This window comes from Hymenobacter crusticola (assembly GCF_002154225.1).
GTDB lineage: Bacteria > Bacteroidota > Bacteroidia > Cytophagales > Hymenobacteraceae > Hymenobacter > Hymenobacter crusticola.
The window spans coordinates 596427-613860 of the sequence record NZ_MTSE01000002.1 but is presented as its reverse complement, the minus strand read 5'-3'; the positions used below and the strand labels follow the sequence as shown (position 1 = coordinate 613860).

At 49.4% G+C, this 17434-nt stretch carries 11 protein-coding genes; 5 read left to right on the top strand and 6 right to left on the bottom strand.

From position 1 onward, the window contains the following. Positions 1–20: 20 nt before the first annotated feature. The 4 genes from BXP70_RS05840 (at position 21) to BXP70_RS05825 (ending at position 7052) form a co-directional block, all read left to right on the top strand. Positions 21–1508, top strand: a complete 1488-nt coding sequence (locus BXP70_RS05840; protein ID WP_143436383.1) for a SusD/RagB family nutrient-binding outer membrane lipoprotein — start codon at positions 21–23, stop codon at positions 1506–1508. Between the two features lie 233 nt (positions 1509–1741). Beyond that, the gene (locus BXP70_RS05835; RefSeq protein ID WP_086593077.1) at positions 1742–4894 is read left to right on the top strand and encodes a SusC/RagA family TonB-linked outer membrane protein; all 3153 of its coding nucleotides are present in this window, start codon (positions 1742–1744) and stop codon (positions 4892–4894) included. 20 nt (positions 4895–4914) lie between these two features. Continuing rightward, positions 4915–6423 (top strand): SusD/RagB family nutrient-binding outer membrane lipoprotein, encoded by a 1509-nt coding sequence (locus tag BXP70_RS05830; RefSeq protein WP_086593076.1) that lies wholly within the window; start codon positions 4915–4917, stop codon positions 6421–6423. A 35-nt stretch (positions 6424–6458) separates the two neighbouring features. Beyond that, entirely contained in the window at positions 6459–7052 is a 594-nt protein-coding gene (locus tag BXP70_RS05825) for a hypothetical protein (RefSeq protein ID WP_086593075.1), read from the top strand. Positions 7053–7124: 72 nt separating this feature from the next. On the opposite strand, the gene BXP70_RS05820 is transcribed toward BXP70_RS05825, so the two are convergent. The 4 genes from BXP70_RS05820 to lon form a co-directional block, all read right to left on the bottom strand. Beyond that, on the bottom strand, positions 7125–7853 hold the full coding sequence (locus BXP70_RS05820) for an SDR family NAD(P)-dependent oxidoreductase (RefSeq protein ID WP_086593074.1): 729 nt from the start codon (positions 7851–7853) through the stop codon (positions 7125–7127). Between the two features lie 114 nt (positions 7854–7967). Beyond that, positions 7968–9383, bottom strand: a complete 1416-nt coding sequence (gene hslU / locus BXP70_RS05815; protein ID WP_086593073.1) for an ATP-dependent protease ATPase subunit HslU — start codon at positions 9381–9383, stop codon at positions 7968–7970. Positions 9384–9512: 129 nt separating this feature from the next. Beyond that, positions 9513–10571 carry a type IX secretion system protein PorQ gene (gene porQ / locus BXP70_RS05810; RefSeq protein WP_143436382.1) on the bottom strand — a complete coding sequence of 353 codons (1059 nt, stop codon included), beginning with the start codon at positions 10569–10571 and terminating at the stop codon, positions 9513–9515. A gap of 118 nt (positions 10572–10689) precedes the next feature. Continuing rightward, positions 10690–13197 (bottom strand): endopeptidase La, encoded by a 2508-nt coding sequence (gene lon, locus BXP70_RS05805; RefSeq protein WP_245849516.1) that lies wholly within the window; start codon positions 13195–13197, stop codon positions 10690–10692. Between the two features lie 280 nt (positions 13198–13477). Between lon and BXP70_RS05800 the strand changes: the two genes are divergently transcribed. Next, positions 13478–15481: an OmpA family protein gene (locus BXP70_RS05800; RefSeq protein WP_086593071.1), complete on the top strand. Its 2004-nt coding sequence runs from the start codon at positions 13478–13480 to the stop codon at positions 15479–15481. A gap of 21 nt (positions 15482–15502) precedes the next feature. On the opposite strand, the gene BXP70_RS05795 is transcribed toward BXP70_RS05800, so the two are convergent. Then, the gene (locus tag BXP70_RS05795; RefSeq protein ID WP_086593070.1) at positions 15503–15997 is read right to left on the bottom strand and encodes a DUF6702 family protein; all 495 of its coding nucleotides are present in this window, start codon (positions 15995–15997) and stop codon (positions 15503–15505) included. 78 nt (positions 15998–16075) lie between these two features. Continuing rightward, positions 16076–17416 carry an RIP metalloprotease RseP gene (gene rseP, locus BXP70_RS05790; protein ID WP_086593069.1) on the bottom strand — a complete coding sequence of 447 codons (1341 nt, stop codon included), beginning with the start codon at positions 17414–17416 and terminating at the stop codon, positions 16076–16078. Between the last annotated feature and the right edge of the window lie 18 nt (positions 17417–17434).

Below are 17434 nucleotides of genomic sequence, written 5' to 3'. Positions count from 1 at the left end.
CAGCCTGCCAGTTTTCTGCAGTGCTTTTCAACCTTCTGAATTTAACAAACATGTTTTTCAACTACCGAAAACTTGCCCTAGCCTTACCTTTAGCACTAGGGCTTGGGGCTTGTGACAAAGGGCTAGAGTCGCTAAACGTTAACCCTAATAACCCAACTACTGGCGACCCCGCTTATATTCTAACCAATGCAGAGCGAGCAAACATCTATCGTTTATTCGATACTCCGGCTAGCATGGATGGGGGTTTACTTATCATCCAACATTGGGCAAAGGTACAGTACACTGATGAGGACCGTTATGCTTTCCGTGCTACTTCCTATCAAAGTATCTGGGATGGATTCTACGCAGGAGGTTTGCAGGATTTCAACGAATTAATTCGTCAGGGTCAGGCTACCAACAATCCAAATCTGCAAGCTGTAGGTTTGATTATGCGCAGCTATTTCTTCTCGGTGCTGACCGATATATACGGAGATATTCCATACTCAGAAGCGCTACGCTTATCTGACAATATCTTAACTCCCAAGTATGATACGCAGGAGCAAGTATATACAGGGGTTATAGCAGATTTGAAAACTGCTGCTGGCTTGATAGTCGTGAATGGGGCAGCGGTGAACGGAGACGTTCTGTACGATGGCAACATGGCCAACTGGCAGCGCTTTTCAAATTCATTGCGACTTCGATTGGCGATGCGGCTAGTTGACGTCAAACCTGACGTTGCTAGAACTGAGGTAGCTGCCTTACTCAACGGTACTACCCCGGTGTTCGCCAGCAATGCTGATAATGCTGAGTTCACTTTTTTGAGCAACACGCCTAATACTAATCCTATCTATAATAATCGTTTGACACGAGACGACTATCGAGTAAGCCGGACGCTTACTTCAAGGCTCGCTCGCCTCAACGATCCACGTTTATCTATATATGCTAATCACCCAGAGTGTGGTGATTCTGCCGCTTTCTACCGAGGTATTCCGAACGGATTGACGAACGCGGCAGCTTCAGCATTTGGTCAATTCTGCAGCTCGTCTAAAGTTGGCAGCTATTTCGCAGCTGCTGAAGCGCCGGGCGTGCTTATGACTTACGCGGAGGTTCTATTCTTCAAAGCAGAAGCCATAGCTCGTGGTTTCGTGAGTGGTAATGCTGCAACTGAATATCAAAATGCTATTCGAGCTTCTATGGGCCAATACGGGTTTAGTGGAGCTGACGTCACCACCTACCTAGCTCAACCTAGGGTCGCTTACAATCCTGCAAACTATAAGCAAAGCATTGGCGACCAAAAATGGATTGCCCTTTATGGTCAGGGCGTTGAAGCATGGTCGGAATGGCGTCGTCTTGACTATCCTCAACTGAAAGTGGCTGTTAGTCCGGTTGGGGCAGCAAGCGGCAAAATCCCTGTGCGCTTCCGTTACCCAGCCAACGAACAAACATTGAATACTGCTAATCGTACCGAAGCTGTAACCCGACAAGGGCCTGATCTGCTCACTACTAAACTCTGGTGGGATAAGCAGTAAACCGTAACCTGCATAAATGAAACAAAAGCCCTGTAGAAATCTACAGGGCTTTTGTTTTTACATACAACATCAATCACCACAAAATCGCACTTACTCCTTAATCAGCCAGATAATCTCCGGCTACAACACGTTTTTTCTGTAAAGGGGTACTTTTTTTGAGGGGTATAGCTAATCATAACACGTCATTATCTATTTTAGATGCCTGTTTTCATTTTATCACAAACCTCTTTTGCATGAAAAGACTCTTACTCATGAGCTTTTTGCTCATGGTCACTTTGCTTCAGCAAGTGGCAGCTCAAAACCGGACCGTCTCCGGCAGAGTAACAGACCGACAATCAAACGAAGGCCTACCAGGAGTAACAGTACTACTGAAAGGTACTACTAATGGCATTTCAACAAACTCAGATGGAACTTACACGCTGACTGTGCCAGCACAAGGAGGCACTTTGGTGTTTAGCTCAATTGGTTTCGTCACCATAGAGCGTGCTATTGGTACTGAAAACCAAGTCAACGTTTCTCTCGGCAGTGACAGCAAACAGCTTAACGAAGTAGTTGTAACGGCTTTAGGTATTGAGAAAGATACCCGCACCCTAGGCTATGCTACACAAGAGATTAAAGGCGGTGAGGTTGCTCAAAAATCAGAGCCTAACGTGTTGAATGCTTTACAAGGTAAAGTAGCAGGCGTAAATATCACAGGTGCCAGTGGTCTTGCAGGGGCATCAACTAACATCAACATTCGAGGTATAACATCTTTGGGTGGGAACAACCAGCCTCTGTTTGTAGTCGATGGTATTCCAATTAGCAACGACCTTAACCGTACAAATGGTGGCCCCAACGGTACTTTAGGTGGAGCGCAACAATCTAACAGAGCGCTCGACATTGATCCGGAAACTATAGCTAGCATCAATATTCTGAAAGGACCAGCAGCTGCCGCTTTGTATGGCTCTCGTGCTTCGAACGGTGCTATTGTCATTACGACCAAAACTGGTGCTAGCGCAACGAAGAAAGTGGAAGTTACCGTGACTTCTGGTATCAACTTTCAGCGTGTACTCGGTTTACCAGACTTTCAGAATGACTACGGCCAAGGCACTAGCGGTGTCAATACGACGACTGACGGCAAAGGTGATATCTATACTGGCCAGGTTACCTCTTGGGGACCTCGCTTTGGGACTAATCCTACTCGCCCTAATGGCTTGTTGTTGGCTGACAACAGCCTTCTGCCTTATCGGGCGTATCCCAATAACATTAAGGATTTTTTCCGCACAGGGCGTATCCTTACGAATGGCGTCAATCTAGCTGGCAATAATGGCACGTCAAATTTCTCGCTTAATGTCAATAACACAGACCAAAAAGGTATTACTGATGAGTCTGTGCTTAAGCGTACTAGTGTTCAATTGAGTGGCGGCACTACGCTACAGAACAAAATCAAGATCAACGGTTCGGTAAACTTCATCCAGAACAACCAAACTGGACCGTTACAAGGTAATGGTGGTAGTGCTTTTGGTCAGTTAGGTGCAGTACCTCGCAGCTTAGATTTGGAAGGTTTACCCTATACAAACGCGACTGGTGGAGATATTTTCTTTGTTAACCGCGACAACCCAAACTGGATTTTGCGCAATGCTCCTACGAGCGGCAACGTCACTCGGTTTATTAGCATAGCTAGCGTAGGGTATGATTTCTTTCCTTGGTTGAATGTTCAATACCGAGCTGGTCTTGACTCTTACGATGATCGTCGTAAGCAATCTTTTGCTATCGGCTCAACACGTGTGCCTCTCGGTCAAGTATACGAAGACAACTACCAATATGCTGAGTTCACAGGGGACCTCCTCTTAAACGCTAAAAAGGATAATATCTTTGTTGAAGGTCTGAACGCCAATCTGTTACTTGGACAGCAGGTAAACCAACGCCGCCGTAACAACCAATATGTACAAGCTAACCAATTAGCTTTTACTGGCTTGTATAATGCTAGCATTGCTGGTAACTACAACGGCAGTGGTGAGACATCTTCACTGCGCCGCTTGTTAGGCTACTACGCTGACTTGTCGTTAGCCTATAAGGACTACTTGTTTTTGGAAGGTACTGCACGCGTAGATCAATCGTCAACGCTACCAGTAAAGAACAATACGTTCCTCTACCCCTCTGTCAATGCTAGCTTTGTGTTTACTGATGCTTTCGGTATTGACTCAGATATTTTTTCCTACGGTAAGATCCGTGGTAACGTAGCTCGTGTAGGTCGCGATGCAGATCCTTACCAATTGGAGACGTATTACGTATCAGGGAGTCAAGGAAACAACGTAGCTAGTGTTAGCTTCCCCTTCAATGGCGTTGTAGGTTTTACTCCTAACACTACTATTGGGGGTGGCACAGCACTAAAGCCTGAGTTTACGAAGTCTGCGGAAATAGGAACTAACCTAGGTTTCTTTGGTAACAAGTTAACTTTCGACGTAACTTATTTCAAATCGGTAAGCTCTAGCCAGATCTTGGCAGTAACGACTCCCGGCTCGACAGGATACTTGAGCCGTCGGACGAATGCTGGCCGCATTGACAATAAGGGTTGGGAAGTCCTAGTAATTGCTAATCCAGTTAAGGCTGGTAGCTTCTCTTGGGATATCAATGCAAACTTTACCCGCTTACGTAACAAAGTCGTTGAAATTGCCGAGGGAGTTGAACGTTCTTCAATCACTGGTAACGCTTTCACGGGTACTATCCCATCTTATGCAAAGGGTTACCCCTATGGTGTAATCGTAGGAAATAAAAAGCCTACTGTTACGGAGGGACAATATGCCGGCCAATACATCATTAATCCGCTGACTGGTCTTTGGGCTAATGAATTAACCAGCCAAATCATTGCTGATCCAAACCCCGATTGGCAAGGTGGTGTAACAAACACCTTTACGTATAAAGGAATTGCTTTCTCTTTCTTGATTGACGCTATCTATGGCGGTGATATAGCTTCCTTCACGCAGGCTACTTACAAAGCAAATGGTATGCTTAAAGAAACAGGCAGAGACCGTGAGCTACCACATATAATTCCGGGTGTAATCGCCAATGGTGATGGCACTTATCGTCCTAACAACATCCAGATCGACGCTCAAAGCTATTGGAGCAATCAAGGAACGCAAAGTGACCTGAACGTATACGATGCGACTCACTACACGCTACGCGAAGTATCGTTGAGCTATTCACTGCCAAAGGCATTGTTAGCTCGCACCCCGTTTGGAGGTGCCAGTTTTACTTTATCTGGGCGTAACCTTTTCTACATCGCACCCAATGCCAACTTCTTCCCAGAGGTTAATACTCAGGGAGCTGGTAACATTCGAGGACTCGATTTGCAGGGCTCACCTAGCGCAAGCAGCTATGGCGCTTATCTGCGGTTCACTTTCTAAAAGTACTTCTTTACAGATATATGAAGACGTCACCTATTGCCCGGTACTCGCTGGTTGCTGCTCTTGCCCTATCGACGGCAAGCTGCAATACAGATAAGTTCCTGGATGTAAACACTAGTCCTAACAACACAACAACGGTTCCACCCCCAGCTCAACTTCCAACGATTTTGGTTGGTACTGCTTTCGTTGCAGGCAATACAATTGGCCGGGTCACAGACCTTTTTGTACAGCATTACGCAGGTATAGCGAGCCAGCCACAATCATATGATCGTTACGAAATTTCTGGTCAGTTTGATAACGAGTGGCAATTCGATTTGTACGCCAATAACCTGAATGGAGCTCAGACACTTATTGCCAATACGCAAGCAACTAGCCCTGCTTATTCTGGTATCGCGAAACTCATCAAGGCATATAACTTTGCTCTTACAACTGACCTTTGGGGAGATATTCCATACACAGAAGCACTACAAGGATTAAACAACCTCCATCCTCGCTTCGATAAGCAACAAGATATTTACGAGGGAACAAATGGAGTACAGAGCTTATTTGACCTTGTACGTGACGGACTTGCCGACTTAGACAAGACGGACAATGTATACATCCCTGGCGCAACGGATGATGTTGTGTATAAAGGGAATATAGCTTCGTGGAAGAAGATGGGAAATACTCTACTTCTGAAGCTAGCTAATACTGTCAGCCGCCGTGACAAGAGCCTTGCTATAAAGGTCATCAACGAAGTTCTTGCAAAAGGCCCTACTGCAGCTATCTCTGCTAATACAGAAGACTTTGAAATAGCATTTGGAAGGACTTCTACTAACCAGAATCCTTTTTACTCTTACAACATCTCGAACCGTGCAGGTGACCAAATAGCTAGCAAGCGCTTTTTAGATTCGTTAGCAGCTTATAAGGATCCTAGGCTGCCTAAGTTCTTCACTACCACTCCGAATAATACCAACGTTGCTCAAATCACCACCTCACCCTTCGGCACATTTACTGGGTTTGAGAATGGCAATGCAGCAGCGGCCATACCAGGCGCCACCAATCGATCAGTTTATACAAGTTACCTGTTCGGAGTAAGTGGCGATGGGGCTGTACGCTTACTTACTAATTTTCAGCGCCTTTTTATTTTAGCTGAATCTGCATTGGTGCTCAAAACGCCTGGCGATGCCAATGAACTTTACCGTCAAGGTATTACCCAATCCATGCTGAAAACGGGTCTTACGCAAGCCGAGATTGATGCCTATTTTGCTGCAAATCCGAGCATCGTAAATCTATTAGGCACTGATGAGCATAAGCTCAACCAAATCATTCGGCAGAAGTGGATAGCCTTTGTTGGAAACGGCTACGAATCATACAATGACTATCGCCGTACGGGCTACCCTCGTTTAGCACCTGCACTAAACGTTACTTTCACGCCTAATGTGCCGAATCGTTTCTTGTACCCGCCATCAGAAATCAGTGCTAATGGTGCCAATGTTCCTTCTCCTCTGCCTACAGTAGCAGATCGTGTTTGGTGGGACATTGATTAATCATTGGTTTGGAACACACTTGCTGATACTGCATCATGAAGAAAATTTCTATAAAGCTTTTAGCATTCATCTTCTGCTTTGTAAGCTTAATAGCTTGCAAAAAGGAGTATGACAACCTAGGTCCTCTTGAAGACAGCCTTGCTGATATTCCAGTTACAGTCACCAACAAAGAGTACTTTGAACGGTATGCCATTGTTACTTCCAAAGTGACAGGTACGAACACGAACAATACTACCGGTACTTTTTCTATCACTTTCAGCATACCAGCTGACAAGGGAAAAATCAAGGAAATTACAAAGGTAGGTACTGGTGCAGGTGGTTTGGAGTATATTCAAAACTCGGGTTATCCCAACTATCTCACTGCTCCCGTGCAGGGCAATGGCACAAATGAGATAACCTTCACATCTGATCTGAATGCTATACGAAGATACAACACCCAGCTGAGTACTTATACTGCTACTTTGCCAAGTTCAGCCACTAAAACGGCTGCATACGTAACGCCGCCTGGTCTAACTGTAGGAGCAGATCCACAAGTACCTACCCAATTGCGCTACTTCTTCCTACTAACCTTAGAAGACGGTCGGACCATTATTCCTGCTGAGGTGCGAGTGCGTCTTATCAACCCGTAATTCAACATCACTCTTTACTAAAAAGGCCCAACCAAATTTAGTTGGGCCTTTTTAGTAATACGTTGTCCTGTATCAAGAAAGCATCTCTACTCGTAAGACTACTTCTTCATCGATTGACAAACGGCGAAGCCAACTTGTAATCTTTTGAGCTACGTTTTCTGGAGCCTGTAGCTGTTCCTCTGCATGTAACCCAGCAAACCTAGCTGCCTCGCTGAATTGCTGCTCGTCGGCCGTACGGATCTGTTCTTGCATATTCGTATCAATCACGCCGGGCGAGAGCGCACGGATGCGCACGCCTGAGCTACGTAGGTCTTGCTCTTTCTGCGCAGTGCGGGAAAGCATCTCTAACGCCGCTTTCGAGGCACAGTAAGCACTCCAGCCATCCACCGGACGTTGAGCAGCACCACTGCTGATGTTGAGAATAGTTCGTGGCACTTGGTAGCTAGCATAAGCACTGAGGAAGGTATTCATAAGCATTGCTGGCACTACTACATTGATCGTGAAAACAAAGCTGTAATGCTCGTTTTGCAATTCTCCCATGTACCCAATTTCCCCCAACACACCTGCGTTGTTCACTAGGGTTAAGCTATCGGCATCCTTCCACTGCACAAACACTTTCGCTAGGTTGTTTTCCACCGCCGTACTATCAGAGAGGTCGAGCGGCTGGTGATGATAGCGGTCATGCTCAATGGTTGCATGACGCGACACACCTAAAACTGTCGTATCGGGCTGCTTTAAAAGCTCTTCGGCGAGAGCTTTCCCGAGCCCTCGGCTGGCACCTGTGATGATGTAGTAATGCATTGATGAGAGGAAGCTAGGCTCTTCTATTAATAGTAACTGAATTGATAGTACGCAAAAGATTGAAAAAAGAAAGGCAGCCATGGGCTGCCTTTTTTGTAGAGCACTATGCTATCATCATAGAATATACTGCGTCAGGTCGCGGTTGCGGACCATATCACGCAGCCGCTCTTCTACCAGCTCGCGTGTAATCAGGATGTGCGCATTAGGACCAATCCGATCTGGTACATCGAACAGAATATCATTAAGCAGGCGGCTCATCACCGTGTGCAAACGACGGGCACCAATATTTTCTACTTCTTCGTTTACTTGCGAGGCGATTTCGGCTAGGCGCTCTAGGGCAGCCTCATCGAAAGAGAGTTCTACGTCTTCGGCTTTTAGTAGCGCTTCGTACTGTTTCGTCAAAGCGTTCTTCGGATCTTTGAGGATTAAGAAGAAGTCTTCTTTTGTTAAGCTTTGCAGCTCGACACGGATAGGAAAGCGCCCTTGTAGCTCCGGAATCAGATCGCTTGGTTTGGCCACGTGGAAAGCTCCAGCGGCGATAAACAAGATATGGTCGGTGTGGATGATACCGTACTTAGTGTTTACAGCGCTACCTTCTACAATAGGCAGTAAGTCACGCTGCACACCTTCCCGGCTCACATCGGGGCCTCCCCCACCCTTGCCACTACGGCTGGCTACTTTATCAATTTCATCGATGAAGATGATGCCGGCGTTTTCTGCTTGGCGAATGGCTTCGTCTTTTACCTCATCCATATCGATGAGTTTGGCTGCTTCTTCGTCTAGTAGCAGCTTGCGTGCTTCGGCAATCGTTACTTTGCGTTTCCGAGTTTTCTTCGGCAACATAGAACCTAGCATGTCTTGTAAGCCCGATAAAGAAGCCTCATCTAAACCAGCTGGCCCCCCGATTACACCAATACCAGGCCCGCTATTTTGCTGTACCTTGATATCAATCTTACGGTCATCCAACTCGCCATTACGGATCTTGACGCGGAATTTCTCCCGGGTACGCTCGTTTAGTTCGTGGTCAGAGCTAGGCATATCCTGACCATCGGCGCCCCCGAAGCCCGATGCAGGGCTAGCCCCCGCAGGAGTACTAGTGGTTACGGGCGGAATCAGCGCATCTAGAATAATATCTTCTACGGCTTGGGCGGCTTGCACCTTCACTTCTTCTTTGCGGCGCTGCTTTACCATGTTCACCGACTGCTCTACCAGGTCGCGCACCATACTCTCGACATCACGCCCGACGTAGCCGACTTCTGTAAACTTGGAAGCTTCTACTTTGGTGAAAGGCGCTCCCGCGATGCTCGCCAAACGACGGGCAATTTCGGTTTTGCCCACGCCCGTCGAACCGATCATCAAGATGTTGTTCGGAACAATTTCTTGCTGCATATCGGCCGGCGCGTGTAAGCGGCGCCACCGGTTGCGCAGCGCAATAGCCACGTGCCGTTTGGCATCGTGCTGACCAATGATATACTTATCTAGCTCGGCCACAATTTGGACCGGCGTAAGGAAGTTGGAAGAATCTAGCATTGGAATGAATAGCCGCTGGGAAAGCAGCTGCTTAGGGAATAGAGTACTGAAAAAGAGTCGGCTTTTCTACGCAGGAAAATCCAAAGCGGCGCAAACGTGGTAGCGAAAAGCCTGCTGCTAACTAAATAGCTAGTTTTTTTTGAACAACGAATTCAAATTACGAGCGACCGTGAAGTAGTTGCTGGCGCCAGAGGCGTGGTAATAAGCCCGAGTATAATCGAGCTGAAACTGACTGATGCGTAGCATCACGCCGAAGCTCATCCCAGCCCCGGCCGAACGTGTATCGAGGCGTAGTTCGCGCCGATGTAAGTGATTATACCCTACGCGCAGATTGAAGTTTTTGCTTAAAATAACCTCCCCGCCAACGACAAAGTGCCGCGCTATTTTGTCCCCAATTGTCTTTTTGGGCTTGACCTCGTTATTGTTCTCGTCGAGTTGCCCGCGTTGGTTAGGGTCGAGGTACACGATATCGAACTGTTGTAGATGGTGTGCAGTGAGCGAAAACCGAATGGGCATATGCTCGGGTTTTATCGAAGCACCTAGCTGCACATCGAGCGGCATCGGCTCGTGCTCGGCACCGGTGTACGTCTTTAGCTGGTAACCGACGTTTTTTACTGTCAGGCCAACGTTGAAATCTTTCGTCGGGTGCTTAAATAAGGCGCCCATATCAGCTAATGCCGCCACTGAATGATTGCCGGCAATGCCTGACACACCTAGCTTGAGCGTACCTGCCAACACAAAATTACCGCTCGTGTAGGCGTCAGAAACGCCTACAGCATACTCATTCACGGAGAAGCTACCTAGGCTGTTACCGGCAGCATCAAACTCCTCGAAGTTGCCGTAGTTCAAATAAGTTAACCCAACACCGAAGCGCCCGGCATGCTCGGTGTTGAACACATACGCCGCCGTGGTTTGCTTGATATCTGCTAGGTAATCGACATAGCCGAGGGCCAGCGTGCCGTCCATCTCTTGGTTTAGCAAAGCCGGGTTCCCATAGAGCATAGTCGCATCACCGTCGCGGGAACTAACATTGGCTCCACCTAGCCCTGCTAGCTTCGCACTGTTAGGCAGGTTCAGGAAGGAGAATGCTTGTTGCCCACCGATCTGCGCGTGGCTGACCCGACTAGCGAGCAAACTACCAACGAAAATTAGAGATGCTATAGCGTGGCCACGTAGCTGTCGAATCATTGACCTAGTATATAGAAGTTCCCAATAACTGAAGATAAGACGCGACTACCTACTTTTTATTGTATAAAAGAACCGGGGGTAAAGAAACAAAACGTGCTCCTTACCCCCGTTCTTCTGTTTAGGCTACTTCCACGCTAGGTACCGGCGCTGCCGACAGCGGCTCGTCGCGCACAATAAGCGGCATAGGATTACTTACTTTCTCTTCCAGCAACGCGACCCGCAATACATCATCTACCCGGTCGGCATAGTGAATAGTGAGGTCTTTGAGATACTCGGGTGTTATCTCGTTGATGTCTTTGCGGTTCTTCTCGCACAGAATGACATTGCGAATACCTGCGCGCTTAGCTGCTAAAATCTTCTCCTTAATCCCGCCTACCGGCAGCACTTTGCCACGCAAGGTAATTTCACCCGTCATTGCTAGGTGACTGCGAATTTTGCGTTGGGTGAAAATGGATGCAATGCTGGTGAAAATGGCAATACCCGCACTCGGCCCGTCCTTCGGTACGGCACCTTCTGGAAAGTGAATGTGCAGATCGTACTGGTCGAAAAGGCGGTAATCAATCCCCAGCGAATCTGCGCGGCTGCGCAAATACGATAACGCCGTTACCGCTGATTCTTTCATCACGTCGCCTAGCTGGCCCGAGAGCGTCAGTTTGCCGCGGCCGCGGCTGAGTAGGCTTTCTATAAAGAGAATGTCCCCACCGACCGAAGTCCACGCCAAGCCCGTCACGACACCAGCCGTTTCATTATCCTGATACAAATCTCGGTCGAAGGTGGCAGCACCTAGGATGCGGGCAATGTCTTTGGGCTCGAGCACTTCCGGGAAGGATTCCTTCATGGCCTTGCTCTTGGCAATGTTGCGGGCCACCGCTCCTAGCTTGCGCTCCAAACTACGCACACCCGACTCACGGGTATAATCGTCGATGACACGTTGCAGAGCAGTCGTGGTAATGCTCACATCTTTCGAGGTGAGCCCATGATCAGTGAGCTGTTTGGGCCACAGGTGTTTCTTCGCAATCTGTGTTTTCTCCTCTAGCGTATAGCCCGTCAGATCAATAATTTCCATCCGGTCGCGCAAGGCAGGCTGAATGGTATCGAGGGAGTTGGCAGTAGCAATAAACAGCACCTTCGACAAATCATATTCTACCTCTAAGTAGTTGTCGGTGAAAGTGGAGTTTTGCTCTGGGTCGAGCACTTCGAGCAAGGCAGAGCTAGGGTCGCCGCGGAAATCGGAGGCAATCTTATCAATCTCGTCGAGCACAATAACGGGATTCGAGGCGCCCGCTTTCTTAATCTGCGAAATGATACGACCTGGCATCGCGCCGACGTACGTTTTGCGGTGCCCCCGAATTTCAGCCTCGTCGCGCACGCCGCCCAATGACATACGTACGTATTTGCGCCCCAATGATTGCGCAATCGAGCGTCCTAACGATGTTTTGCCAACACCGGGCGGACCATATAGGCACAAAATGGGAGCCTTCATGTCCTGCTTCAGCTTTAGCACAGCGAGGTATTCGATGATCCGCTCCTTTACTTTCTCGAGGCCGTAGTGGTCAGCGTCTAGTATCTTCTTGGTGCGCTTCAGATTGAAGTTATCCTTCGTGTACTCGGCCCACGGCAGATCGAGCAAAAACTCCACGTAGTTTACGCTTACCGGATATTCAGCGGCTTGCGGGTTGATGCGACCTAGCTTATCTAGCTCTTTGTTAAAGTGCTTGGCCACGGCTTCCGGCCAATGCTTTGCCTTCGCTCGCGCCCGTAATTTTTCTATTTCCTGATCGGGCCCATCGAAACCTAGCTCGTCCTGTAGCACCTTGATCTGCTGGCGCAAGAAGTAGTCGCGCTGCTGCTGGTCAATGTCGGTGTGGACCTTGTTCTGAATCTCGTGTTTGATTTCCAGCAGCTGAATCTCCTTCAGCATCATTTCTAACAGCGTAGTGCCGCGCTCTACGCCATCGTTAATTTCCAGCAACCTCTGTTTTAGCCCTACCTCTACGTTGATGTTGGAGGACAAGAAATGGGTCAGGAAAGCCGGCGAATCAATGTTATCGAGTGCTACTTGAGCTTCTTGCGGAATCTCCGGGTTGAGCTTAAGCATCTTCACGGCAGCATCTTTCAACGAAGCCACCAACCCTTTTATCTCTTGTGAGCTTTTGCTCGGAAACGTCTCGGGGAAGTAGCTTACGCGGGCCGTCAGGAAGGGTGTATCCTGCGTAGCTTCCTCAATCTTGAAACGGCTTTGGCCCTGAATGATGATGGTTGTATTGCCATCGGGCAGCACAAGCAGCTTCAGAATACGCGCCATGGTACCTACCTCGTAGATATCCGCTAAGCCTGGGTCATCGCTCTGGCTGCGCTGCGCAATGACGCCCACAATCTTATTGCCTCGGTAAGCCTTACGCACCAAGCGGATACTCTTCTTACGTGTAACCGTGACGGGCAACACGACGCCGGGAAAAAGCACCGTGTTGCGCACTGGCAACAAAGGCAGCTCGGCGGGCGCATCTTGCTCACTCATGGGCTGATCGGGGTCAGTTGCGACGATGGACACCATCTCCGACGGATCATCGGCCATCAGCAACGAAGAAAAGGGACTAGGCTTACGCGAATTGCGATTATGGCTCATTTGTAGGGAACTACGAAAAGGCGACGTTGTCAGAATGACAGCTTGACAACACCCCTGCACACGCTTGAGTTAGCGGTTTTCCGAAAAGTACAGGTTTGTCAAGTGCTATGCCACGTCTAGTTTAGTTCAATTTTGGCTTTCTTCTCCGACAAGGCGGCACATGCATTGCATCAGCAACGGCCAACGCGACAGCCACTAGAGAACGGCAAAAGGCATCAAAAAACTGCTATTTTTGGTGCCCGTCTTATTTTTTGGGTCAGTTTTAGTGCTATGCTACTTTATGCTTCGTTCGTTACGCTCGCTCCTGCTCTTTCTACTTCTGCTCTCATCCGCTGGCACTTATGCGCAGCGACCTAGCCCTAAGGCTCCTCTGCAGCAGCGTAAGCTTACTGGTAAAGTCAGCACGCGGTTGCGGCTACGCCCCGATGCTACGCCTGACTTCCCGAACGTAAACCGCATTGCGTATTATCAGAACAAAAAAGATCTGAAAGCCATTCAAAAAGCGGAGAAACGCCACAATTGGGTTCAAGCCCGCAATTTACTAACCGCATACGTAGGTCAGTTTGGCATTCAGAACTTTTACAAAGATACGCCTCTGCTCTGGCGCCTAGGGCAGCTCTGGGAGCGTACCGGAAATGAGGAAAAGGCCAAAGCCTACTTCCGCTTAGCCCTGAAGCACCGCCGCCAAGATATAACGAAGGTACAGCTATACTATGACTCGCTGGAGCAAAAGACAGCTGACTTTTACGTGCCCCTCAAGGTGTATTACGATCTAGTGGAATATCGGAAGAGCATCACCGCGTTTCGCCCACCCAAAGGCGTGTACACGAGCATGGGGGATGCCATCAACTCCAAAGCGGAAGATTACGGCCCTACGATCAACTCCGACGCGGGTATGTTCATCTTCTCGTCCAAGCGTAAGATGCGCGGTATCAATGGCGTGATAGACGAAGACCTCTACACCTCGCGCAAAGAAGGCGTTTCGTGGACGGATGCGGAACCCCTGCCCAAACCCATCAACAGCTCCTACAACGAAGGATCGGCGTGTATCACGAAAGATGGCCACACCCTCTATTTTGCCCGGTGTGAATGCCCTAACTGCCACGGCAACTGCGACTTGTTCGTTTCGACCTTCAAAGAAGGACAGTGGTCGGTGCCTAAGAGCCTAGGTACGCAAGTGAATTCTGCAGCTTGGGATTCGCAACCAACTTTGTCGCCGGGCGAAGACACCCTGTATTTCGCTTCTGACCGCCTCGGCGGGTTTGGCCTGTCGGATATTTGGTACACTTACAAGCAAAAGAATGGCCAGTGGGCCCGCGCCGAAAACATGGGGCCCGCAGTGAACACGCGCGAGAGTGAGGTAAGCCCATATTTCCACCCGCTCTACAATGTGCTGTACTTCAGCTCACGTGGGCAGCTGCTGAACTACGGCGACTTCGATATCTATAAGACGTACCGAGTGCAGGGCCGGTGGCAGGAACCGCGCAACATCGGACCGCTCGTGAACGGTAAGGGGTCAGAGTATTACTTCACAATCGACGGGGAATCGAAAAATCTGTACTACGCCCGTTCGGAGGCGCAGGATATAAAGAACCTAGACCTTTACTCCTTTCCGTTGCCGATGGAAGCCCAGCCGCTCGCTACCACCCACGTGGAAGGCAGCTTGGTGGATTCTTTGACGAACAAACCACTTAATGGCACCGTCAGTATTATCGACACCGACAACGGCATCGAGGTCGCCAGCAAGTACGTGCGCCCCGATGGCTCCTTCGACTTCGACCTGATTGAAGGCTCGCACTACGTGATGCTTATTCAGAGCCCCGAGTCGTTTAGCGTCCAGAAGCAATTTGTTTTGAAAGGTGATACGGTGATGAAATTGCTGAGCAACTCTATCGACTACAAACTGCCGCTTATTTTCAAGAATATCGAGTTCGACGCGGGCAAAGCCACCATTCTGCCCTCTATGCACAGTACACTCGACCGTATTGCCCTGTTCCTAGGCGAGAACCCAAGCTTCCGCCTCAGCATCTCGGGCCACACCGATAGCAATGGCGACCCAGATGTAAATGAGAAATTGTCGCAGGACCGAGCCGAAGCTATCCGCCGTTACTTAGAGCAGAAAGGCAAGCTCAAGCCCAACCGCATCGAAAGCATGGGCTATGGCAGCACACAACCGCTAAAACCTGAAGTAACAGAGGAAGATGCCCGCATCAACCGCCGCGTGGAATTCCGACTTATCAAACCGGAGGGCGATAAAGCAGCTGATGGTGGTGCGGGGTGGTAAGGCAGCTAGGCGCTAGCTAGATTACCAAGCTAGCTTTTGGCTTTCATCACCATCCTTAAAAAGCGCACTTTGCTTTTTGCCGTTTGCCTCCACATTTACGATGTTCATTTGGTCGGGGAAGGTGTCTTCCAGCAATGAATGACGCAGGTAGATACCGTTTACAGGCTTGGCGAGCTTCACAGCGAAGTAAAGCCAATGCGCATCAGTTTCCTTTTGAATACCTATGAACTGGATTGGCAATGCCTCACCGGGCTTCGTACCAAACACGACGGATCGTCGGAGCAAGGCGGTTACGAGAGCGGTTACCTGGGGCTTAGGCGATTGATCGAGGCTGATAGAGATAGGTTGCCCCGTAGACAAGGCTTTTTCGAAGTCATCGGTAAAGACTTTGAGCGATACTTCTAGTTGCTGCTTGCTAGCATTATAGTGCAGCTCCATGATGCTAGCATGATACGCGTGGGCCGCCGCCAGCAGGCTGATGAACAGGGCGGTAATAAGCAAGGAAAAACGACGCATAGCGCAAACGATAGTAGCACAAAGCGCCCCTCTCGTCGCGGAGAGGGGCGCTTTGGGAGCCGAAGCACCTAGCTTGGTTTAAAACAAGGATTTGAACAAGTCGTTGAAAATCACAAAGACCATCAGGCTCAGAATCAACACCATCCCTACCTTCTGGGCGTTTTCCAAAAACTTATCGGACGGCTTGCGGCCAGCTACCATCTCGTAGAGCAAGAACAATACGTGCCCGCCGTCGAGGGCCGGAATGGGGAGCAGGTTCATGAAGGCTAGCACCATCGAGAGCATGCCCGTCAGCGTCCAGAACCGGATCCAGTCCCACTTGCCACCGTATTGCTGGGCAATAGCCATGGGGCCCCCTAGCGACTTACGCGCTGAAGCTTCGCCACGGAAGATCTTGCCAAAGGCTTTCACCTGAGTCCCAACCACCCCGAAGGCTTGCTTTGCACCCGCGGGCACTGCTTCGGCCAGGCTATAGTTGCGCGTAGCATAGTTCAGCAACGACTTCGGCCGGAAGCCTACTTTGCCATCTTCGTCCACGTTCACGGTGAGCGTTACGGGCGCGCCACTGCGCTCTACTACCAGCGGCGTTGGCTTACTGGCGTTGGCTTTCAGAGCTTGCTGTAGCTCAGGAAAGAATTGAATTTTCTGCTTGCCTACTTGCGTGATCCGGTCGCCCGTTTGCAGCCCGGCCTTGGAGGCGGGTCCGCCGGCAACTACTTCGTCTACCACAAATGGGTCGAGGGGCACTACAAAGGCGGCCTGATCCTGGTCGGAGAGCCGATCCATGAAATCAGATGGCACCGGAATATCTAGCAGCTGACCATTGCGGTCGACGGTATAGTAGCTGTGGCTGCCGAGCACGACATCGGCGCCATACACGTCGTTGAACTCTGTGAAAGGTCGTCCATTAATCTTCACGATCTTGTCGCCCGTGCGAAAGCCGATTTGCTCTCCTAGCTTATTAGGCACCACCCCAAAGCGAACCTCCGAAGCGGGCAGGTAACTTTCGCCATACTTGAACGTGAGGGCCGAGAAGATGACAATGCCCGTAATTACGTTCATGATGATGCCACCGAGCATTACGATGAGGCGCTGCCAGGCTGGCTTCGCACGAAATTCATTGGGGGCGGGCTCAGCCGCTAGCGAGTCAGCATCCTGGGTTTCGTCGATCATGCCGTGGATGGCGACGTAGCCACCCAGCGGAAACCAACCTAGGCCGTATTCGGTTTCTCCAACCTTCTTCTTGAACAAAGCGAAGTTGGCAACACCCGGCAGTGGAAACAGAAAATCGAAGAAGATATAGAACTTATCGACGCGAATCTTAAAGTACTTGGCAGTGGCAAAGTGCCCGAATTCGTGCAAGCCCACCAAGATGGAAAGGCCAAGCAACATCTGGCCGGCCATGATGAGAATTTCCAAGAGGAGAAGGGAAAGAGT